Annotated in this window: 18 protein-coding genes; 9 read left to right on the top strand and 9 right to left on the bottom strand. The window is 68.2% G+C overall.

The features are described 5' to 3' along the window. Positions 1-352 precede the first annotated feature (352 nt). Positions 353-3,742: a trifunctional glycoside hydrolase family 18/polysaccharide deacetylase/glycosyltransferase family 2 protein gene (locus ACLIMP_RS20315; RefSeq protein WP_132470216.1), complete on the top strand. Its 3,390-nt coding sequence runs from the start codon at positions 353-355 to the stop codon at positions 3,740-3,742. Between the two features lie 75 nt (positions 3,743-3,817). Here the strand turns inward: ACLIMP_RS20315 and ACLIMP_RS20320 are convergent, their stop codons facing one another. Genes ACLIMP_RS20320 through ACLIMP_RS20330 form a run of 3 tightly spaced genes read right to left on the bottom strand, consistent with a single transcriptional unit; the run spans position 3,818 to position 6,381 of the window. Further along, positions 3,818-5,206 (bottom strand): sensor histidine kinase, encoded by a 1,389-nt coding sequence (locus tag ACLIMP_RS20320; RefSeq protein WP_324699641.1) that lies wholly within the window; start codon positions 5,204-5,206, stop codon positions 3,818-3,820. Further along, on the bottom strand, positions 5,203-5,889 hold the full coding sequence (locus tag ACLIMP_RS20325; RefSeq protein WP_054434631.1) for a winged helix-turn-helix domain-containing protein: 687 nt from the start codon (positions 5,887-5,889) through the stop codon (positions 5,203-5,205). Before ACLIMP_RS20325 ends, ACLIMP_RS20320 begins: the two co-directional genes overlap by 4 nt. A 45-nt stretch (positions 5,890-5,934) precedes the next feature. Next, positions 5,935-6,381 (bottom strand): PDZ domain-containing protein, encoded by a 447-nt coding sequence (locus tag ACLIMP_RS20330; RefSeq protein ID WP_132470213.1) that lies wholly within the window; start codon positions 6,379-6,381, stop codon positions 5,935-5,937. 206 nt (positions 6,382-6,587) lie between these two features. Between ACLIMP_RS20330 and ACLIMP_RS20335 the strand changes: the two genes are divergently transcribed. The 3 genes from ACLIMP_RS20335 to mprF are packed head-to-tail and all read left to right on the top strand — an operon-like array spanning position 6,588 to position 10,356. Continuing rightward, a complete protein-coding gene (locus ACLIMP_RS20335) occupies positions 6,588-7,355 on the top strand; it encodes an AcvB/VirJ family lysyl-phosphatidylglycerol hydrolase (protein WP_324699642.1) in 768 nt (255 codons plus the stop codon). After that, entirely contained in the window at positions 7,352-7,777 is a 426-nt protein-coding gene (locus ACLIMP_RS20340; RefSeq protein WP_132469542.1) for a DUF2147 domain-containing protein, read from the top strand. Before ACLIMP_RS20335 ends, ACLIMP_RS20340 begins: the two co-directional genes overlap by 4 nt. Then, a complete protein-coding gene (mprF, locus tag ACLIMP_RS20345; RefSeq protein WP_324699643.1) occupies positions 7,759-10,356 on the top strand; it encodes a bifunctional lysylphosphatidylglycerol flippase/synthetase MprF in 2,598 nt (865 codons plus the stop codon). The genes ACLIMP_RS20340 and mprF overlap by 19 nt, the downstream gene beginning before the upstream one ends. Here mprF and ACLIMP_RS20350 read toward each other — a convergent pair. Both ACLIMP_RS20350 and ACLIMP_RS20355 read right to left on the bottom strand, forming a co-directional pair. Then, positions 10,344-11,048, bottom strand: coding sequence for an energy transducer TonB (locus ACLIMP_RS20350; RefSeq protein ID WP_185999750.1), 705 nt, complete (start codon positions 11,046-11,048; stop codon positions 10,344-10,346). The genes mprF and ACLIMP_RS20350 overlap by 13 nt on opposite strands. A 67-nt stretch (positions 11,049-11,115) precedes the next feature. Further along, positions 11,116-11,586 (bottom strand): Lrp/AsnC family transcriptional regulator, encoded by a 471-nt coding sequence (locus ACLIMP_RS20355; protein ID WP_324699645.1) that lies wholly within the window; start codon positions 11,584-11,586, stop codon positions 11,116-11,118. Between the two features lie 135 nt (positions 11,587-11,721). On the opposite strand from ACLIMP_RS20355, the gene ACLIMP_RS20360 reads away from it, so the two are divergent. The 5 genes from ACLIMP_RS20360 (at position 11,722) to ACLIMP_RS20380 (ending at position 17,682) form a co-directional block, all read left to right on the top strand. Beyond that, positions 11,722-12,468, top strand: coding sequence for a tryptophan 2,3-dioxygenase family protein (locus tag ACLIMP_RS20360; protein WP_443478176.1), 747 nt, complete (start codon positions 11,722-11,724; stop codon positions 12,466-12,468). Positions 12,469-12,473: 5 nt separating this feature from the next. Beyond that, on the top strand, positions 12,474-13,589 hold the full coding sequence (locus tag ACLIMP_RS20365) for an aminotransferase class V-fold PLP-dependent enzyme (protein ID WP_324699646.1): 1,116 nt from the start codon (positions 12,474-12,476) through the stop codon (positions 13,587-13,589). Between the two features lie 132 nt (positions 13,590-13,721). Beyond that, positions 13,722-15,083: an amino acid permease gene (locus ACLIMP_RS20370; RefSeq protein WP_324699647.1), complete on the top strand. Its 1,362-nt coding sequence runs from the start codon at positions 13,722-13,724 to the stop codon at positions 15,081-15,083. Between the two features lie 78 nt (positions 15,084-15,161). Beyond that, positions 15,162-16,550 (top strand): amidohydrolase family protein, encoded by a 1,389-nt coding sequence (locus ACLIMP_RS20375; RefSeq protein WP_443478177.1) that lies wholly within the window; start codon positions 15,162-15,164, stop codon positions 16,548-16,550. Positions 16,551-16,578: 28 nt separating this feature from the next. After that, positions 16,579-17,682 carry a dipeptidase gene (locus tag ACLIMP_RS20380; RefSeq protein ID WP_443478909.1) on the top strand — a complete coding sequence of 368 codons (1,104 nt, stop codon included), beginning with the start codon at positions 16,579-16,581 and terminating at the stop codon, positions 17,680-17,682. Positions 17,683-17,692: 10 nt separating this feature from the next. On the opposite strand, the gene ACLIMP_RS20385 is transcribed toward ACLIMP_RS20380, so the two are convergent. From ACLIMP_RS20385 to ACLIMP_RS20400, 4 genes are read right to left on the bottom strand one after another with little or no spacing between them, the layout of a single operon-like run. Beyond that, a complete protein-coding gene (locus tag ACLIMP_RS20385; protein ID WP_324699649.1) occupies positions 17,693-18,574 on the bottom strand; it encodes an SDR family NAD(P)-dependent oxidoreductase in 882 nt (293 codons plus the stop codon). Beyond that, entirely contained in the window at positions 18,574-19,134 is a 561-nt protein-coding gene (locus tag ACLIMP_RS20390; RefSeq protein WP_324699650.1) for a nuclear transport factor 2 family protein, read from the bottom strand. Before ACLIMP_RS20390 ends, ACLIMP_RS20385 begins: the two co-directional genes overlap by 1 nt. After that, positions 19,124-20,020, bottom strand: a complete 897-nt coding sequence (locus ACLIMP_RS20395; RefSeq protein WP_054434571.1) for an SDR family NAD(P)-dependent oxidoreductase — start codon at positions 20,018-20,020, stop codon at positions 19,124-19,126. Before ACLIMP_RS20395 ends, ACLIMP_RS20390 begins: the two co-directional genes overlap by 11 nt. Further along, on the bottom strand, positions 20,017-20,547 hold the full coding sequence (locus tag ACLIMP_RS20400) for a nuclear transport factor 2 family protein (protein WP_054434573.1): 531 nt from the start codon (positions 20,545-20,547) through the stop codon (positions 20,017-20,019). Before ACLIMP_RS20400 ends, ACLIMP_RS20395 begins: the two co-directional genes overlap by 4 nt. Positions 20,548-20,596: the final 49 nt, after the last annotated feature.

Below are 20,596 nucleotides of genomic sequence, written 5' to 3' on the forward strand. Positions count from 1 at the left end.
CTGCTGGGGGGAAGAAGAGAGCGAACATCGCATTCGAATGGAGCTGATCTTCCACGCGAAACCGCGATTGCAATCGTTATAGGACGGCTGTCCGGCTTCAGGACTCCAGCCCGCCATTTTCCGCCGAAAATGCGTTTGAACCGGCCCCGGCATCAATTCGGAAACATGAATCTTTTGTAACCTGGCCTCCACGCGGGCTCCATGCCCGCCGGGTTAGAAAGGCCGTGCGGTCCGGGAACCGTTTGTGACATTCGCACCCTCGTCATTGCCTCTGGTTCCCGGCCCGCACCCCCAAATACCAAATACTCCGGGCGGCGCCCCCCGCGCCGCCCGGATCTTTGCGAGAAACGCAGTGGCAGCACCCGTCTTCTTCGATCCCACCGGCAATCGGCGCGTCCGGGTTCGCCGCATGGGTCTTTTCCTGTTGCTCGTGGCTCTCGCGGCCTGCGCGATCTTCGCGACGACCGTTGCCAGCGTTCCCGCCCCGCCGCCGCTGCCGATCGCCTACGAGCACGCCTCGCCGCTGCCGTTCCGCGCGCAGATCGGGCACCTGACCCGCCGCGCCCGCAAATTCCTGTTCGGAAAGGCCACCGTGCCGGCGCCCACCCCGGGCGCCAAGCCGATCACCGTCGGCTTCTACACGCCGTGGAGCGATGACAGCGCCACCTCGCTCGAGCGCCATATCGACCGGCTGGACTGGATCGCCCCGGCCACGCTCTCGGTCGACGGGACCGGCGCGCTCAAGATCGAGGACGACGCCCGCCTCGCGCATATCCTCGCCACCGCGCTGCACCGCCCGCTGGTGGTTCCCGTGCTGCAGAACACCCTCGACGGCGAGTGGCAGGGCGATGCCGCCGCCGCCCAGCTCGCCTCGCCCAGCCGCCGCCATGCACTGGAAGCGCAGGTTTCCGCCTATCTAGACAAGACCGGCTACGCCGGCGTCATGGTCGACTTCGAGACCATGCCCGCCGCCAGCCTGCCGAACCTGCGCCTGTTCCTTGGCGAGCTGCGCGCGCAGCTGGCGCCCCGGCACCGCATCGTCTCCGTCACCATGCCGATCGACAATCCCGAATGGTCGCCCCGCGCCTTCGCGCAAGTTGCCGACCGGCTGGTGCTGATGGCCTATGACGAACACTGGCAAGGCGGCACCCCCGGCCCGATCGCCTCCAACCCGTGGTTCGCGCAGAAAGTCGCCCATGCACTGGCCGGGCTGCCGCGCGGCAAGGCGATCATCGCGCTGGGCGAGTACGCCTACAACTGGCACGACGGCAAGGCGGACAGCATGACCGTCGAGGAAGCCTGGCTCGACGCGCACGACAGCACCACCGCGCCCCAGTTCGACGCGATGAGCGGCAATGCCGGCTATTCCTACGACGATGCCCAAAGCGACGGGGATCACCGCCACGACGTCTGGATGCTCGACGCCGCCGCGACGTGGAGCCAGATGAAGATCCTCTCGCGCCTTGGCGTGGGCGACATCGCGCTCTGGCGGCTCGGCTCGGAGGACCCCGGCTTCTGGAACACCGTGAAGGCGTGGCGCACGCACAGCCTGCCCAACCTCGCTCACCTCGTGCAGGCCGCCAATGTCGATGTGGAAGGCCAGGGCGAGATCCTCGACGTGACCGCCACCCCGCAGGACGGCAGCCGTGCCGTCACCTTCGACAAGACCACCGGGATGGTCTCCTCGGAGCGCTATGTCCGGCTTCCCACGCCCTATGTCGTCCACCGCACCGGCGCGCTGCCCAGGAAGCTCGCGCTGACGTTCGACGATGGCCCGGACCCGACCTGGACCCCGCGCATCCTCTCGATCCTGGAACAGTACCACGTTCCCGGCACCTTCTTCATGGTGGGCGAGAACGCGCTGACCAATCGCGACCTCGTCAAGCGCATCGCCGACGATGGCGACGAGATCGGCAATCACAGCTACACGCACCCCAACATGGCCGAGGAAGCCGCCACCGGGATCGGCCTCGAACTCAACGCCACGCAGCGCCTGATCGAGGCCACCACCGGCCATTCGATCCGCCTGTTCCGCGCGCCCTATTTCGGGGATGCCGAGCCCACCACGGCAGACGAACTCGTCCCTGCCGCCATCGCGCGCCAGCACGGCTATACCGTCGTCGGCCTGCACGTCGATCCGGACGACTGGAAGCGCCCCGGCGTCCAGCACATCATCGACAGCACCATCCAGCAGGTGGAATCGGCCTCGCCCGACCGCTCGGAGAACGTGATCCTGCTGCACGACGGCGGCGGCGACCGTTCGCAGACCGTGGCGGCGCTTCCCGTCATCATCGAGCGCCTGAAGCAGGACGGCTACACGTTCGTCCCCGTCTCGACGCTCGCCGGTCTCTCGCACGACGCGGTGATGCCCAAGGTGGACGGCGTGGACCTCTTCGCCGTGCGCGCCGACGTGGCCCTGTTCGGGGCGCTGGCGGCCATTCTCGTGGCGCTGAACTGGACCTTCTTCTTCGCGATCTCGCTGGGCGTGCTGCGTTCCGTCGGCCTCGCCTCGCTGGCCAGCCTGCTGCGCCGCCCGCAGCCGATGGACGCGCCGGAAGACACCTGCGCGCCGCTCGTCACCGTGATCATCCCCGCCTACAACGAGGAGCGCGTGATCGAATCCTCGATCCGGCGCGTGCTCGAAAGCGACTACCGGCAGCTCCAGATCATCGTCGCCGACGACGGATCGAAGGACCGCACCAGCGCCATCGTTGCCGAAGCCTTTGCCGGCGATGCCCATGTCGAACTGCTCACCCTCGTCAACGGCGGCAAGGCGGCCGCGCTCAACCGCGCGCTCAGGGATGCGCGCGGCAGCGTGATCGTGGCGCTCGATGCCGATACCCAGTTCGAACGCGAGACGATCTCGCGCCTCGTGCGCTGGTTCGCCGATCCCGCCATCGGCGCGGTGGCGGGCAATGCCAAGGTCGGCAACCGCGTCAACCTCGTCACCCGCTGGCAGGGCGTGGAATACGTCACCGCGCAGAACCTCGAAAGGCGCGCGCTGACCCGGCTCGATGCGATCATGGTCGTGCCGGGCGCTGTCGGGGCGTGGCGGCGCGAGGCGCTGGACGATGTCGGCGGCTATCCCGAAGACACCCTGGCCGAGGACCAGGACCTCACCATCGCCATCCAGCGCAAGGGCTGGAAGATCGCCTACGACGAGGACGCCGTGGCATGGACCGAAGCGCCGGAAAGCTTCAAGGCCCTGTCAAGACAGCGTTTCCGCTGGTCTTTCGGGACGCTCCAGTGCCTGTGGAAGCATCGCGGCACGCTCAGGAAGGGCCGTCCCTCCGGCCTCGCCTTCATCGGCATGCCGCAGGCCTGGCTGTTCCAGATCGTCTTCGCGGTGATCTCGCCGGCGATCGACCTCGCCCTGCTGATCTCGATCGCCGGCACCGCCCTGCGCGTTTCCCAGCACGGCTGGGCCCAGACCCAGACCGACGTGCTGCGCATGGGCGCCTACTGGCTGGCCTTCACGCTGGTGGACCTCGCCTGCGGCTGGATCGCCTATCGCCTCGACACCCGCCGCGAACGGTTCCGCCCGCTGCTGCTGCTGGCCCAGCGCTTCGTCTACCGCCAGCTCATGTACAGCGTGGTGATCCGCGCGGTGGGCGCGGCCTTTGCGGGCAAGGGCATCGGCTGGGGCAAGCTGGAACGGACCGGCCGCGTCAACGCCAGCCCTGCGGCAACCACCGCTTCGCCTGCGGTGGCAGCGCAGCCGGAACTGGAAGCGGTGCCATAATCCCTGCCTGATGCCGCGTTGGGAAACAGGCCCGTCAGCCGGCGGAAGGATCGGTGGGTTACCGGCTGTCCGCCGTCACTCCCTGGCCCCCAGCAACAGCCGCACTTCAAGCCCGCCCCCCGGCGCATCGGCCAGTTCGACCCGGCCGTCGTGCAGTTTCGCCACCGCTTCCACCAGCGCGAGGCCGAGGCCCGATCCCGCCACGGAACGCGTGGGATCGAGGCGGCCGAAGCGCTGGAGCGCCGCCTCGCGCTGAGCTTCGGGAATGCCCGGCCCATCGTCGCGAACGCCGAGCACCACTTGCCCCTCGGACTTGCCCGCGAACAGCGTGATCGCGCTGCCGCCGCCGGCGTACTTCACCGCATTGTCGATGAGATTGCCCAGCGCCTGCCCCATCAGTTCGCGGTGGAGCAGCACCGAAAGGCCCTCCGGCGCCTCGGCGGCGAGCGTGAAACCCTCCTCCTCGGCATAAGGTTCGTAAAGGGCGGCGAGGTCTTCGAGGAAGCCGTCAAGTGCCGCTTCCTCGAACCGTTCGCGGCCGATCCCGGCCTCCGCGCGGCCGATCTGGAGCGCGGTGGCAAGGATGCGCGTCAGCGTATCGGCCTCGGCCAGCGCGCGGTTCATCGCCGCTTCTGCCGCGGGATCGCTTGCCTCCAGCGCGGCCTGTTCCAGCGCCGAGCGCAGCCGGGTGACCGGCGAGCGCAAGTCGTGTGCCAGCCCTTCCGCCACCACGCGCAGTTCGCCCACCAGCGTCTCGATCCGCGCCAGCATCGCGTTGATCTCTCCCGCCAGTTCGTCGAAAGCATCGCCCGAACCGTCGAGCGGCACGCGCGCGTCGAAAGCGCCGCTGCCCACCCGGTGCGCGGTCTGCGCCATGTCGTGCACGCGCTGGCCCACCAGCCGCGAGGTCAGCACCGCCACCAGCATCGCCAGCGGCAGGGCAAGGAACAGCGCCGCCACCAGCGCCTGCTCGAAACTGTGCTGGAGCTTGAGGTCGCGCCCGATCTCGATCCCGGCCAGCAGGGTGGCCCCATCCGGCAGCCGCGTCTCGGACAAGGCCATGTGCTGGGGCTGGGTGCTGTCGCTGCGGTAGAGCACCGTCTCGAACAGGCCGCCCGCAGCGGGGTCGGGCGGCGGGAGCGCCGAGAGGTTTCCGGCAAGGCTGCGGCCCTGCGCATCGGCAAGGAGAAGCACCGGCGCGCGGCGTCCTTCGCTGCCCAGCCTCCGTTCGATATTGGCTGCCAGCGCCGTGACGCCGCCGTCCTGGTAAGTGTCCAGCAGGTCGTCGCGCAGTTCCTCGACCAGCGCCTGCTGCTCGTCGCGCACGCTCTGCTGCCCCGCGATCCACACGAACGACAGCACGCCCCCGGTGGCAACGAGCTGGAAGAGGACCACCGGAACGAACAGCCGGAAGGTGGTGGAGCGCAGGAACGGCCGCAGGCGCTTGCCCAGCCGCGCCCTCAAGCGGCGGTGCCCAGCCGGTAGCCCGCCCCGCGCACGGTGTGCAGCAGCGGCGCGGCCCCCGCCTCGTCCAGCTTGCGGCGCAGGCGGCTGACATGGACGTCGATGACATTGGTGCCGGGATCGAAATGATAATCCCACACCGCCTCCAGCAGCATGGTGCGCGTGACCACTTCGTCGACATGGCGCAGGAAGTATTCGAGCAGGCGGAATTCGCGTGGCTGCAGGTCCACCGCGCGGCTGCCGCGCTTCACCTTGCGCGCCAGCAGGTCCATCTCGAGGTCGCCGCAGGTCAGCCGCGTCTCCACCGCCGCCTGCCCGGCGCCCCGCTTTACCAGCAGGCGCACCCGGGCGAGCAGCTCGGCGAAGGCGAAGGGCTTGGTGAGATAATCGTCGGCCCCCGATGTCAGCCCGGCCACCCTGTCCTCGGTCGATCCCAGCGCCGAAAGCACGATCACCGGCGTTTCTATGCCGCCCGCGCGCAACGCGCCAAGCACGGACATGCCGTCCATCTGTGGGATCATCCGGTCCAGCACGATGGCATCGTAAGTGCCGTCGCTCGCAAGGAACAGCGCATCGCGCCCGTTGCCCGCCCGGTCCACCACGAAGCCTTCCTCCGCCATGCCCTTGGCGATGTACGTGGCCGTGGCATCGTCATCCTCGACGACCAGCAGCTTGTGACCCATGTTCTCGTCCGGCCCCTTCACGCCTCGTGGATCACGTCCTGACCGTCACGGAGCCTTGCGGCCCTGCTCGCCGGCGAGGTCGATCATCCGAACCGCGCCCTGACGCACCACTTTGAGATGCATAGGGCGTGGACCCTGCGCAGACAACTCTTCCGCCAGCGCCTGAAGGGATTCGGTATGCTGGCCGTCCGCGCTCTCGATCCAGTCGCCCACGGTGAGCCCTGCGCGCTCGGCGTTGCCGCGTGCGCGAACGCTGGTGACGACGAGGCCCGGCTGAGGGCCGGGAACCGGGTCCGCGGTGAAATCCAGCACCCGCCGCCAGGCCTCGCCCGGCTGCGCCACCGGACCGTGCGGCATGGTGTGCCCGAGCAGGCCGAAATGCCGCTGCGCCCAGATATCCCCCCAGGTAAGCGCGCCCGTCACCGCGAGCAGCGCGCCCAGCATCGGCAGCAGGTTTATGATCCGGCTCCTGTTCCCGCTCGTCTCGGTCATGCGCAATGGTCCTGCGAGCAGGCGTTCGGCCGGGGAGAAGGGGGCGAAATGGGCATGCCTTGGAACGGTCCTCGATGCCAGTTCGCGACTGGCCGCAGTCTGCACCCTTGCCCGGCACTATCGCAGCAGCGCTGCGCGAAGTCACATTAAGGAAAGTCCATGTTTGCTCCACCCTGCGGCAAGGTCCGCAGGCGCAGACCGGCACCATGACCAGGGTAGCAACACGCAGGCGCCGGCGCTGGATCGGGCCGCTCATCACGGGAATCGTCGTTTTCGCGGTGCTTCTCGGCGCCGTGTTCGGATGGCTCGGCGCCTGGAACGCGAGCCCCTTCACCGACCTGCCCGGTAAGACAGGGGCAGGCGCGCGCGCGCAGGGCTATGCCGCCGTCGTCCTGTCGGGCGACATGGGCCCGCGTACCGGGCTCGGCGGTGAAATCGCCGAACGCCTCGCAAGCCATGGCGTCGCTACCGTCGCCGTCAATTCGCTCAACTACTTCAAGGTGCGCCGCACGCCGGAGCAGGTCACGGCCCTGCTGTCGGACGCGATCCGGCGGGCCATGGCGCTGGGCCATGTCGGCCGCGTGGTCGTGCTGGGCCAGTCGTTCGGGTCGGACATGGTCCATGTCGGCCTCGAACACCTCTCGCCCGACATGCGCCGCCATGTCGCGCTGGTCGTGCTGACGGTGCCCACGCAAACCGTGTTCCTGCGCGTCTCGCCGCTGGAATGGCTAGACCGTACCCCGCCCGATGCCCCCGCCATCGCCAGCGCCCGCAAGCTCGACTGGCTGCCGGTGGTGTGCATCCATGGCCAGGATGAGGCCGACAGCCTCTGCCCCCTGCTTCACCTGCCGCGGCTGACGCAGATCGTCCTGCCCGGCGACCATTATCTCAACAAGGATGCCGACCGGCTGTTCGGGGCGATTCATCAGGCGATCGCCCGCCTCGTGCCTTCCGGTCCGGAGACTGCCCGATGATCCGAGTTCCCTTTCCCCTGCGCTTCCTCCTCCCGGTACTGGGCATCGCCCTGGCCGCGACCGCCCCGGCCCAGCCGTCGAACGCGCCCAGCCCTTATGGACGCTGGCTCAATCCGCACGGCGACGTGGAGGTTTCGGTGGCGCCCTGCGGGGCCATGCTTTGCGGCACCGTCACCTGGGTCGGCGGGCAGGCGCTGGCGGATGCCGCCGATGCGGGCGTGCCCCATCTGGTCGGCACCCAGCTCCTGCGCGACTATCATCCCGAAGGCAGCGGCGCCTGGCAGGGCGAGGTCTATGTGCCCGACATGGGCGAAAGCTTCTTCTCCCGCATTCACCAGAGCGATCCCGCGCACCTGAAGATCAGCGGCTGCATCCTGCACGGCCTGCTCTGCAAGTCGCAGACATGGACGCGCCGGCCGTGAACGCGCACCTCAAGTCGCTGGCAGCGCGGCTGGCGGTTCCCGCCCAGCTCGCCGTCGCCGCGCTGGTGCTCGGCCTTGCTGCGCTCTGCCTGCACCGGCTGGCCACATCGCTGGACATTCACGCCGTGCTGCGGACCGCGCGGGCGATCCCCGGCTGGCGGCTCGCGGCGGCGTTCGCGCTCACGGCCGGCAGCTACCTGCTGCTCACGGCCTACGATGTCATGGCCCTGCGCACGATCGGCCGCCCCCTGCCCTACCGCACGGCCGCGCTCGCCTCCTTCACCAGCTACACGCTGAGCCACAATCTCGGCTTCGGCATCCTTACCGGCGCAGCCGCGCGCCTGCGCATCTACGGTGCGAAAGGCCTCGGCACCGGCGAAGTCGCCCGCGTGACCGCCATCGCCGGGGTGACCTTCTGGACCGGTGTCTTCGCCTCGGCCTCGCTGGCGCTGCTGGTCCACCGCCGTCCGCTTGCCGTCGCCGGGCACGTCGTCTCGATGGGCGCGCAGCACGCGGCAGGCGCGGGCCTGCTGGCGCTGCTGGTAGGCGCCACGCTGATGGCGCGGCGCTGGCACCTGCCCCGCCCTGCCGCCATTGCCCGCATGACGCTGGTCGCCCTGGCCGACATCGCCGCCGCCTGCGGCACGCTCTACGTCCTGCTTCCGCACCTCGCCATCGCGCTCTATCCGCCGCTGCTGCTGGCCTATGTCCTGGCCATCGTCGTCGCGCTGGTGAGCCACGTTCCCGGCGGCCTCGGCGTGTTCGAGGCAACCGTCGTCGCGCTCTGCCCGCAAATCCCGCCCGGAGAACTGCTCGCCGCGCTGCTGGTCTACCGCATCGTCTATTACCTGCTGCCGCTGGCGCTCGCCCTCGTGCTGCTGGTCCGGCACGAACATGCGCGCTGGCGCCGTCCGGCAGCCCTTGCCGCGCGCGCGGCGGAGACCATGATCGTCGGCCTCGCGCCGCGCGTGATCGCGCTGCTGGTGTTCTTCGGCGGAGCGATCCTGCTGCTGTCCGGCACGACCCCAGCGCTGCCCGAACGCATGGCGGCGATCCGGGGCGTGGTGCCGCTGCCTTTCGTCGAAGCCTCCCAGATCGCCGCCAGTCTCGTGGGAACCACGCTGCTGCTGCTCGCCCCCGCGCTCTACCGGCGGCTCGACGCGGCTTTCCTGCTGACCCGCGCCCTGCTGCTGGCCGGGGCCTGCTTTTCGCTGGCGAAAGGCCTCGACTATGAAGAGGCGCTCACCCTGCTGGCGGTAGCGGGTGTTCTGCAACTGGCGCGCAAGGGTTTCTGGCGGCGGACCGCGCTCACCACCGACGTGATGAGCGTGAACTGGATCATGGCTATGGTCGCCACGATCGCGCTGATGATCGTGATCGGCTACTTCACCCAGACCTTCCCCGCCTATCGCAGCAGCCTCTGGTGGAAGTTCGCATGGTCGGGCGATGCCTCGCGCTACATGCGCACGAGTTTCGCGGTGGCGGTGCTGACCGGCGCTTTCGTGCTGCTGGCGTTCCTGCGCCCGTCCCGCCACGCAGTCCAGCCCGGAGACGCCCCGGTCGACGTGGCGCAGGCGCTGACCCATGCGGTGCGCAGCGAGGCGATGCTGGCGCTGACCGGGGACAAGCTGTTCCTTGCCGGACCCGACAGCCGCAGCATGCTGATGTATCAGGTGCAGGGCCATTCCTGGATCGTCATGGGAGACCCGGTGGGCGATCCGTCCGACTGGCCCGAACTGCTCTGGCGCCTGCGTGAGCGCGCCGATGCCAACCAGGGCCGCGTCCTGCTCTATCAGGTGACTCCCGCTGTGCTGCCGATCGCCATCGACATGGGCCTGCAACTGATGAAGTACGGCGAGGAGGCCCGTGTGCCGCTGGCCGAATTCGGGCTGGACGGTCCCGCCGCCCGCCCGCTGCGCCACGCCATGCGCCGCGCCGAGCGCGAAGGCGCGGAATTCGCCATCGTCCCGGCCGCCCGCACCGGCGCGATCATGGGCGAACTGCGCGCCGTTTCCGACGCCTGGCTGCACGCCAAGGGCCAGCGCGAGAAAGCCTTCAGCGTCGGCCGTTTCGAGGCGGACTACATCGCCCGCTGCGACATCGCCGTGGTCCGCTGCGAGGGGCGGATCGTCGCTTTCGCCAATCTCTGGAAGACGGCGGGCCGCGAGGAGCTTTCGGTGGATCTCATGCGGCACTGCGCCGAAGTGCCCTACGGCTGCATGGACTTTTTGTTCACCCGGCTCATGCTCTGGGGGCGGCAGGAAGGCTATCAGTGGTTCAATCTCGGCCTTGCCCCGCTCTCCGGTATCGAGGCACGGCGGCTCGCGCCGACATGGGCGCGCGCTGCGGGGATGCTGTTCCGCCACGGGGAAGCCTTCTACGGGTTCGAGGGCCTGCGTAACTACAAGGAAAAGTTCTGCCCGGTGTGGGAGCCGCGCTTCATCGCCTGCAACGGCGGCATGGCGACCGGCCGCGCCCTGCTCGATCTCCAGTCTCTGATCGCCGATGGCAAGGGCAGCGCGGCGCGTCAGCAGGCGCGGCTCCGCCTTCGCGATGCGGAAAAGCTTCAATTGGCCTGAGCGAAGCGCTCCCTGCGGTTCAGGCTGAACTCGATCGGCACGGACACGTCGAGTTCGTCGGGCCGGTCGCGCGGGATTTCCGGCAGGGGCTCCGCGCGCCGCACCATGCGAAGCGCTTCGGCATCGAGCGCGGCAAAGCCCGAGCGGCCCACCACTTGCGCGGAAAGCACTTCGCCTTTCCGGTTCATCCGGAAGCGGAGCTGCACCACGCCCTGCTGGCGGCGGCTGAGCGCATCGGCAGGATAGCGGCGCATCTCCTCGATCCGGGCGAGCAGCAGGCCCTCGAAAGTGGTGTCGCCCTTGCGCGGCTGCGGGGGAGGCGGCACGTCCACCGCATCGACAGCCATCCGCACCGGCTCGAACGTCAGCGCGGCGGGCGCGAATTCCACCGGCGGCGCCAGCACGAGCCGGGGCAAGGGCGCCGCCATGGCCGGGGCGACCGGCAATGTGCGGGCCGGAACCGGGGTCTCCCGGCTTTCCTTGGGCCGCGAGGGATGAAGAATGCGCACCGGCGCGGCCGGCAGGGCCTTGAGCCGCACGACCGTGACAGGCGGCGAAGGCGGCCGAACCGGGGCCGGGCCAAGGCGCCACTGCATGAACAGCACCGCCCCCAGCAGAACGTGGAACCCGGCCGCCATCGCGGCGGCCATGCACTTCCTGGAAACCGAGACCTGATCTGCGACGCGAGCCATGCCGCGCCTTATACGCTAATGCGAATTATTCGCAACACCTGCCAGTTCGGGAAGAAGTCTCCCGCAGTCAGGACGCCGCATCGGTGAGATAGGCGCCGGGCTTGATGTCCCGCATGGCCAATGTCGTGTTGAAGTGCCGCACGCCGGGGAGTCTTCGCAGCCGGTGGCGCAGGAACTCGTCCAGTTCCGGCACCCCGCCGGTCATGACGTGCAGCAGATAGTCGAAATCGCCCACCGTCGCGTGGCATGCCAGGATCGCCGGCTGATCGAGCACGGCGCGTTCGAATGCCTCGTGATGGTCGAACTCGATGGAAACATGGACGAAGGCGCTGGTGGAAAGCCCGATCGCGACCGGATCGATCGTGGCCCGGTACCCGGTAATGACGCCCGCCTTCTCCATCGCCTGCACGCGTTTCCAGCTTGGCGTCTTCGACAGTCCCGCCGTTTCGCCCAGGCTGGCGAAACTGAGCCGGGCATCACGCTCAAGCGCTTCGAGCAGGCGGGTGTCGAGGGCATCGAGGACCAGCGGCTTTCGCATCGGAACGTTCGTTCTCCAAAACCTGCAATATGTTGCCATACGCTCCGGTTATCGCCGGAAATTCCACGATATTTGGGCCAATGTCCCGGAACCGCGGTGCTAAACGTCCTCTCACACAAAGGATTGGGAGGCAATATGGAACGCCGCAAGGTCTACGAACTGCTCGAAGCGCCCGCGACGCTGGACTACGAGCTCTATCTCGACACCGAACGCCTGCTGTCCTGCCAGAAGCCCTTCGACGAGCTGTGCAACCGGGACGAACTCCAGTTCCAGATCGTCCATCAGGTCGAGGAGCTCTGGATGAAACTCATGGCCTATACCATCGTTGAGGTGGACGAGTATCTTCGCGCCGGGCACGCTCTGCGCGTCACCACCCTGCTAGCCCGCTGTCATCGGCTCCTGCGGATGATGATCGACCAGCTCGACGTCCTGGAAACCATGTCGCCCAAGGAGTACCAGCAGATCCGGCTTCAGCTTGGCAATGGAAGCGGCCAGGAATCGCCCGGTTTCCGCGTGCTCCTGCGCATCATTCCCGATCTTTGGCAAAGCTTCGAGGCGACCTATCTCACCGCCGCCGGCCGCACCGTGCGCGACATCTACGACCATGGCTACGCGCATGACGAAGCCTATGTCGTTGCCGAGGCGCTGATCGAGCTGGACGAACTGTTCGGCAAGTTCCGCTGGCATCACCTGTTCCTCATCCACCGCTCCATCGGCATGGGCTCCGCTTCGCTGAAGGGCCGCTCGGTCGACCTGCTCCAGGCGGGCGCGAAGCACCGCTTCTTCCCCGCGCTGTGGGACGTCCGGGTCGAGATGACGGACGAATGGAGCCACGATTATGGACGCGTGCGCGAAAGCATCGCCGAAGCCGGAGCCCACTGACCCTCATGCGCGACCTGTTCCACCTTCCCTCCGGCGGCCCCTATCTGCTCAGCCACTCGGTAGGCTGCCTGCCCCGCCGCGCCCGCGCCGCGCTGGAGGCAGGCTACCTCGAACCCTGGCAGCAGACGGGCGGCGCCGCCTGGGGGCCGTGGCTGGAGACGATCGAGGGCTTTCGCGCCGCACTGGCCGCGCTGATCGGCGCCGACACCGCCGAGGTCGCCCCGCAGCAGAGCGTATCGGCCGCGCTGTTCTCCTTCCTTTCGGGCCTCCGGGCGGTCGGCGGGCGGAACCGCATCCTGATGTCGGAACAGGCCTTCCCCACGGTCGGCTTCGTCGCTGCGGGACTGGAACGACTGGGTTTCGAGACCGCGTTCATCCCCGCCGCACGCTCACCGGGCGACGCGGCGAACTGGGAGAGCCACATCGACGGCAGCGTCGCCGCCGTCGTCGCCATGCATGTCCACTCCAACACCGGGGTGGTTTCGCCGCTCGCCGAAATTGCGGCGCTGGCACGCCATCATGGCGCGATCTCGGTCGTCGATGCCGCACAGTCTGCCGGAATCCTGCCGATCACGCCTCGCGAATGGGGGGTCGACGCGGTGATCGGGTCGAGCGTGAAATGGCTCTGCGGCGGACCGGGCGCAGCTTGGCTCTGGCTCCGCCGCGAACTGGCAGGCGTGATCGAGCCGCTGGATCTCGGCTGGTTCGGCCACGAAGACCCCTACGCCTTCGATATCCGGCATTTTCGCCATGCCGCCGATGCCCGCCGCTTCCAGGGCGGCAGCCCGTCCATCGCGCCATTCGCCCTCGCCCGCGCCGGGATCGAGACGATCCTGGAGATCGGGCAGGACGAGATCCTGCGCGGCAATCGCGCCTGCATCGCCGCCTTTGCGGAAGCCGTGGGCCGCCCGGTCGACATGACGGATCGCGGCGGCACGCTGTGCCTCGCGTTCGATGATCCGGCCGCGATTGCCTCGGCGCTGAGCGCGCAGGGCTTTCATTTCGACATGCGGGGCAAGTGCCTGCGCGCCTCGTTCCACGCCTGGAACAGCCCGGAAGAAGCCGCCCTGCTCGGCCGGACGATCGCAGACACGAGGCTGGCGTTCCGCCCCGCGGCCTGACCGCCGCCGCATGTCCTTGGGGATCGGAAGGCGCGCCCGGCTTTTCGTGACCCGGCAGGAATGCTAGTCGGTGGCTCCTGAAAGCGCGATCCCGCCGGATGCGGGACATATCCGGGAAAGACAGACAAGACGATGACCGAAGCAATCCAGCCCGCGCCCGCCGCGCTGCCAAAGACCCTGTCCTGGCCGCACCTGCTGGCGCTCGGCGTCGGTTCCATCGTCGGCACCGGCATCCTGACGCTGATCGGCGTCGGCGCCGACCGTGCCGGTCCGGCAGTGCTGGTTTCCTTCGCCATCGCCGGTGCCATCTGCGCCTGCGCCGCGCTCGCCTATGCCGAGCTTTCGACGATGATGCCCACCGCCGGCAGCGCCTACAGCTACAGCCACAAGGTGCTGGGCAGCACGATAGGCTGGATCGTCGGCTGGAGCCTGATCCTCGAATATTCGCTGGTGGTATCGACCGTCGCGGTCGGCTGGTCGGGCTATGCCTCGCCGCTGCTCCACGCGGTGGGCTTCCCGAAGGCACTGACCGAGGGCCCGGAACTGGGCGGTCTCGTCAATGTCCCCGCCGTGTTCATCATCGCCGTCGTCGCGGGCCTGCTCGCCTTCGGCACGCGGGAAAGCGCGCGGATCAACACGGTGCTCGTCGTCATCAAGATCCTGACGCTCAGCCTCTTCGTCGCCGTGGCCCTGCCCGCGTTCGACGCCGCCAACCTTTCCCCCTTCATGCCTTACGGCTTCGGCAAGTCGATGAGCCCCGACGGGATCGAACGCGGCGTCATGGCCGCCGCCGCGATCATCTTCTTCGCCTTCTACGGTTTCGATGCGATCTCGACCGCGGCCGAGGAAACCCGCAATCCCAGCCGGGACCTCGTGATCGGCATCATCGGCTCGCTGGCGATCTGCACGCTCGTCTACGTGCTGGTTGCCGCCGCCGCGATCGGCGCGATGCCCTTTACCCGCTTCGCCGACAGCCCCGAGCCGCTCGCCCTGATCCTGCGCCAGATGGGCCGCGAGCCGGTCGCCCGCGTCGTCGCCATCGCGGCCGTGATCGCCTTGCCCACCGTGCTGCTCGGCTTCCTCTACGGCCAGAGCCGCATCTTCCTCGCCATGGCCCGCGACGGCTTCCTGCCCGCCTCGCTCGCAAAGCTCTCGTCGCGCGGAACCCCGGTGCGGGTCACGACGATGACGGCGGTGATCGTGGCCATCCTGGCCGGCATCCTGCCGATCTCGGAAATCGCCGCGCTCGCCAATGCCGGAACCCTCATCGCCTTTGCAGCAGTGGGCACCTGCCTGATCGTGCTGCGAAAGCGCGAACCCGGCGCGCACCGCCCGTTCCGCGTGCCCGCGGGCATTCTCGTCGGCGTGCTGACGATCGGCGGCTGCCTCTATCTCTTCGCGAGCCTGCCGAACAAGACGCTGCTGGCCTGCCTCGGCTGGAACGTCCTGGGTGCCGCGCTCTTCCTGCTCCATGGTCGCCGCCGCGCCGCCTGACGCGCGCGCCCCGACCGGACCGGTGAACTCCCGTTCATCGGCTTGCAACCCTGTAATCCGCCCATTACCGATGGCCGGATGATCGCCTTTACCCGAACGGCCGCTGCGGTCGGCGCGCTGCTTGCGCTTTCCCTTGCCGCCCCGCGCACCGTCCAGCCTGCAATGGCTGCCGAACCGGTCGTCCCCGTGCTTTACGGCGGCGCCACGGTGATCGACGGCACGGGCGCAGGCGCCCGCGCCAATCAGGACATCCTCGTCCAGGGAGACCGCATCCTCGCGATCGGTCCGCACGGTTCACTCCCGGCGGAAGAGGTCGCAGGGGCGCGCAAGGTCGATCTTTCCGGGCGCTGGGTCATTCCCGGCCTGATCGACACGCACGTGCACATGGCGACCCCGCCGAACCCGAAGCGCGCGCAAGGCCAGCTCCGCCGCCTGCTCTATGGCGGCGTGACCTCGGTACGGGACATGGCGGACGACCTGCGCTCGGTCAGCGAACTCGCGCGCGCGGCCCTCGTCGGCGAAATTCCGGCGCCGGACATCTATTCCGCCGCCGTCATGGCCGGGCCGCCGTTCTTCGGCGATCCCCGTGTCGGCGCGGTCAGCATGGGATACACGCCCGGCACCGCGCCCTGGGCACAATCGATCGACGCCAGGACCCCGATCCCCACCGCGATCACCCTGGCGCGCGGCACCGGCGCCACCGCGATCAAGATCTACGCCGACCTTCCCGCCGATCGCATCGCCGCGCTCACCGCCGAGGCACACAGGCAGGGCATGAAGGTCTGGGCGCACAGCGCCGTCTTCCCGACACGCCCGGCCGACGTCATCGCCGCCGGGCCCGACGTGGTCAGCCACGCGTGCTACCTCGCCTATCAACTCGAACCGGTCATGCTCGCCTCCTACGAGGACCATACGCCCGTTCACGAGAACCTGCTGGCGAAGAAGGGCGACGATCCCGTGATCGCCGGGCTCTACCGCGACATGCTGGCGCGCGGCACCCTGCTCGACGCGACCGGGAGCCTGTTCGCGCGCTATGACCGGCTGCGCAGGGAACACCCGGAAACCCGCGCGCTGCGCTGCACCGGCGCAGCCACCGCGCGCCTCGTGCGGCAGGCATGGAAAGCGGGCGTGCCGATATCGACCGGAACCGATTTCGAGGCCGATACCGCCAGCCCATGGCCCGCGCTTTACGACGAGCTGGACTTCATGGCCCGCGATGTCGGGATGCCGCCGCTGGCCGTGATCCATGCAGCAACGCTCATAGGGGCCAGGGCCGCCGGGCAGGAGAAGGACACCGGATCGATCGAGCCGGGCAAGCTTGCCAACTTCGTGGTGCTCGGCGCCGATCCGCTGAAGGATATCGCCAACATTCGCAGCATCGAAAGCACGGTGAAACGCGGCAAGGCCTATGCCCGCGCCGATTACAAGCCCGTGACGACCGAGGAAATGGGAACGGACGATGATTGACCGGCGTGCACTGATCGCCCGCGGCGCGATGACCATGGCCGCCGCAACTTTCGCACCGGGCACGGCCATGGCCGCGGCGGCATCCGCAAAGGGCCGGATCGACGACTGGATCGTAATCAATGCGCTGGGCGGCCTCGCCGATCCCAACTGCGAAAGCGGCGCCGATGTGGAGCAGTTCACGCCGCGCGTGCTGGCCGAAGCGGCGGCCTCGGGGCTGACGGCGGTGAACGTCACGCTGGGATATGTCTCCGGGCCTGCCGAGCCTTTCGAGTTCAGCGTGCGCGAAATCGCGCAAACCGATGCCGCGATCCGCGCCAACAGCGGCAGGCTGGCAAAGATCCTGACCGCCGCCGACATCCGCAAGGCCAAGGCGGACGGCAAGGTCGGCGTGATCTACGGCTTCCAGAACGGCGCGATGATGGGCAGCGATGCGAGCCGCGTCGATATCTTTGCGGGCCTTGGGGTGCGCGTGTTCCAGCTTACCTACAATCCGGCGAACCAGCTTGGCGACGGTTCGATGGCACCGGAAAACCGGGGTCTGACGCCGTTCGGCCGTGAGGTGGTGGAGCGGCTCAACGCGGCGAAAGTGATGGTCGATCTCTCGCACAGCGGCGAGCGGACCTGCCTCGAGGCGGCGCGCCTGTCCCGCGTGCCGATATCGATCAACCACACCGGCTGCCGCGCCGTAACCGACCTGCCCCGCAACAAGACGGACGCCGAACTGCGGCTTGTGGCGGAAAAGGGCGGGTTCGTGGGCATCTACTTCATGCCCTTCCTCAACGCTTCGGGCCATGCCACGGCGCAGGACGTGGTGCGCCACATCGATCATGCCGTGAACCTGTGCGGCGAGGATCATGTCGGCATCGGCACGGATGGCACCGTCACCCAGATCGACGACCTCCAGCACTACCAGAGCGTCCTTGCAAAAGAGATCGCCGAACGCCGGGCCGCCGGGATCAGCGCCGCGGGCGAACGGCCGGACACCTACCCCTTCATCACCGACCTGCGCGGCCCCGACCAGTTCCGCGAACTGGCCCGCCTGCTCGCCGCGAAGGGTTATTCGAGCACGCGGATCGAGAAGATCATGGGTCTGAACTTCCTGCGCCACGCGCAGACCGTCTGGGGCGGCTGAGCCCGCCCTGTCAGGCGTGCGTGATCGCGCCCGCTTCCCACAGCGGGGCGCCACGGGTTTCGCGCAAGGACGGGATCGTGCGCCCATCCCGGTCGGTCACGCCGTATTCGGCGGCGAGTTCGGCGTTGATGAATGTCCCGCCGGAGCGCGCGTGCAGGTTCGGGTCCATGGCCAGCGCCGCGATCACCCGCCCCGGGAACTCCGGCGAAGAACCGGCCGCGCTGTTGAGCTGGCTGGCCATGCCTGGCACCGACTTGAGGTTCTCCAGCGCGCGTTCGGTATACGTGAAACCCTGCCAGAGCGAGAGCGCCGTCACGCCTGTTTCGCGCAGTTCGTGGCCCATGTCGCGCATCATCCGGTCGGTCGCGGTCTTGGTCGTGCCGAAGACCACGTCGTAAGTGTACGTCACCCCGACATAGCCGGAAAGCGCCGCGATCAGGCCCGATCCCTGCGGCACCATGATCCGCGCGGCGTGCCAGGCCGCGATGTAGGCGGCGCGCAGCCCGGTATCCCAGACTTCCCATTCCGCCAGCGGCTTTTCCCAGAAACCGTCACGCCGGGTCATCGCCTCGGGAATGGCCATGGCGTTGTTGACGAGCAGATCGAGCCGGCCCTCCTCACGCTCGATCCGTTCGAAAACGGCCGCGATCTGCGCCTCATCCGCAAGGTCCATCTGCACGGCAATGCCCTTGCCGCCGCGCGCGTCCACTTCGGCCACCGTTTCCGCCAGCGTTCCCGGCAAGGCGCTCTGCCCCGCCTCCACCGTTCGGCCGGTGACGTAAACCGTGGCGCCATGTTCGGCCAGGGCACAGGCGATGCCCTTGCCGATGCCGCGGCTGGCACCCGTGACGAGCGCGACCCGGCCGACCAGCCCGTCGGAAATCCGTGCCATCAGCCCTGCTCCCTGGCCGGATTGCGCGGCGCGCGGCGATTGACCAGCGGCCGCTGATAGGAGGGGTCTTCCGCGTTCCGGCTCGATACGCCGTTCAGCGCGATATCGGGTACGTCGGCGAAGGGAATGGGCATCGGTTGCGGCACGAAGCCCCATTCGATCACATTGGTCCGCAGCGCGATTTTCCACTGCCCGTCCCGCCTTTCGAGCCGGTCGATATAGCGCCCGCCGGCAACCCACAGGCTTTCATCGCGGTTGCGGCCGGTGAACTGGTAGTAGGTTTCGGTATGGGCCGTATCGCCGTCGAGGTCGATCGTGGTCTGGAGCAGGGCGTGATGGGTCAGGATCTGCCCCGCCTCGTGCATCGGGATCGCCCAGTCCCAGCAATCCGCCGCACTGCCGACGAACGGCCCCGCCGCCGTTTCCGCATCCTCGTGGAAGGCCGACAGATAGATGTCCCGATCGAAACGATCCATCCCGCGCGAAAACCGCGCGAGGCACTCCATGATGTCCTGCTTGTCGAGCAGTTCGCCAAGACGGCTTTCACGGTCACTTGCCACGGTAATCGACCTCCGAAATCGGCTTCCAGACCGGTGAGCCCCGGCTTGCACGGGCCGAGGCGATCACGCTGCCGTCCACGTCCGCAATCCCGTATTCCTGCGCCAGTTCGGCTGTGACGAATTCCCCGCCCGATCGTTTCATGATCTGCGGATCGGCTGCCAGCGCAGCCACGACGCGGCCGGGGTGTTCCACCGAACTGCCCTGCATCGAGGTGATAGAGGTGGTCATCCGGTCGCCCATCCTGGCGAGGTTGTCCCGCGCCTTCTCGGTGAGCGTCAGCCCCTGCCAAAGGGTGAGCGAGGCGACGCCGTGCGGCTCCAGCTCGATCGCCATGTCGCGCGCCATGCGGTCTACCGCGGATTTCGAGGTACCGAAGATCACGCCGTAAGTATAAGTTACTGCAGCAAAGCCGGAGATCGCCACGATCAACCCCGAGCCCTGCGGCGCCATGATCCGCGCCGCATGCCACGCCGCAACATAGTTGGAACGCACGCCGACATCCCACATCTCGAGATTGGAAAGCGGCTTTTCCCAGAAACCCTTGGGCTCCAGCAGATCGTCGGACAGCGTGAAGGCGTTGTTGACGAGAATGTCGAGCCGGCCCTGCTCCCGCTCGATCTGTTCGAAGAGGGCCGCCACTGCCGCATCGTTTCCATGGTCGCAGGCGACCGCCACGCCGCTACCGCCGCTTGCGCGCCCGCGTTCGTCACATTCGGCCGCAGTGCCGCCGACGGTGCCGGGCAGGTAATAGTCCCCCTCGCGCACGGTGCGTCCGGTGACGTAGACCGTCGCGCCCTGCTCGGCCAGCACCAGCGCGATGCCCTTGCCGATACCCCGGCTGGCGCCCGTGACCAGCGCGACCTTTCCGGACAGCGGCGCGCTCATCCGCGATCTCCCGCGAACCATGCCTCGCTGTAATCGCCCTTGGCCCGGCCGGGGAAATGCTCAGCGGTAAAGGGATAGCCCATGACACCCCTGGACCAGTCCGCCGCGGCGCCCCAGTCCTGCTCCCAGTCGTAGAGCATCACCCGCCCGGCGATGCGCCACTCTCCCCCGCGCTTCTCGAAACTGTCGAGATAGCGGCCGCCGATGCAGGTGTCGCGGTCGCCATTGCCCATGTCGACGCGGTGATAGGAAAAGACGTGCGTTTCCGCCTTCGCACGGTCTCCGTCCAGTTCGATAAACGATTGGCCGATCAGGTGCTGGGTGTCCTTGATCGCATCCGCGCCCGGAACGACCCATGCCAGATAGGTTTCGAAATCGCCGCTGTGGACGCCGTAGTCGAAACGGGCCTCGGGCCACCAGCAGCCCCGGATAAGCTCCGCGCTGCGCCGATCCTCGCCCCGCGCCAGCCGCGCGACACAATCCCGGATGGCTTCGCGATCGACGAATGCCGCCAGTTCAGGGCTCATGCTTCCTCTCCGTTATCGGTTCTTTCAAGCCCGTATCGCATCGCCATGC

The organism is Novosphingobium aeonii, assembly GCF_052279045.1.
Taxonomy (GTDB): Bacteria; Pseudomonadota; Alphaproteobacteria; order Sphingomonadales; family Sphingomonadaceae; genus Novosphingobium.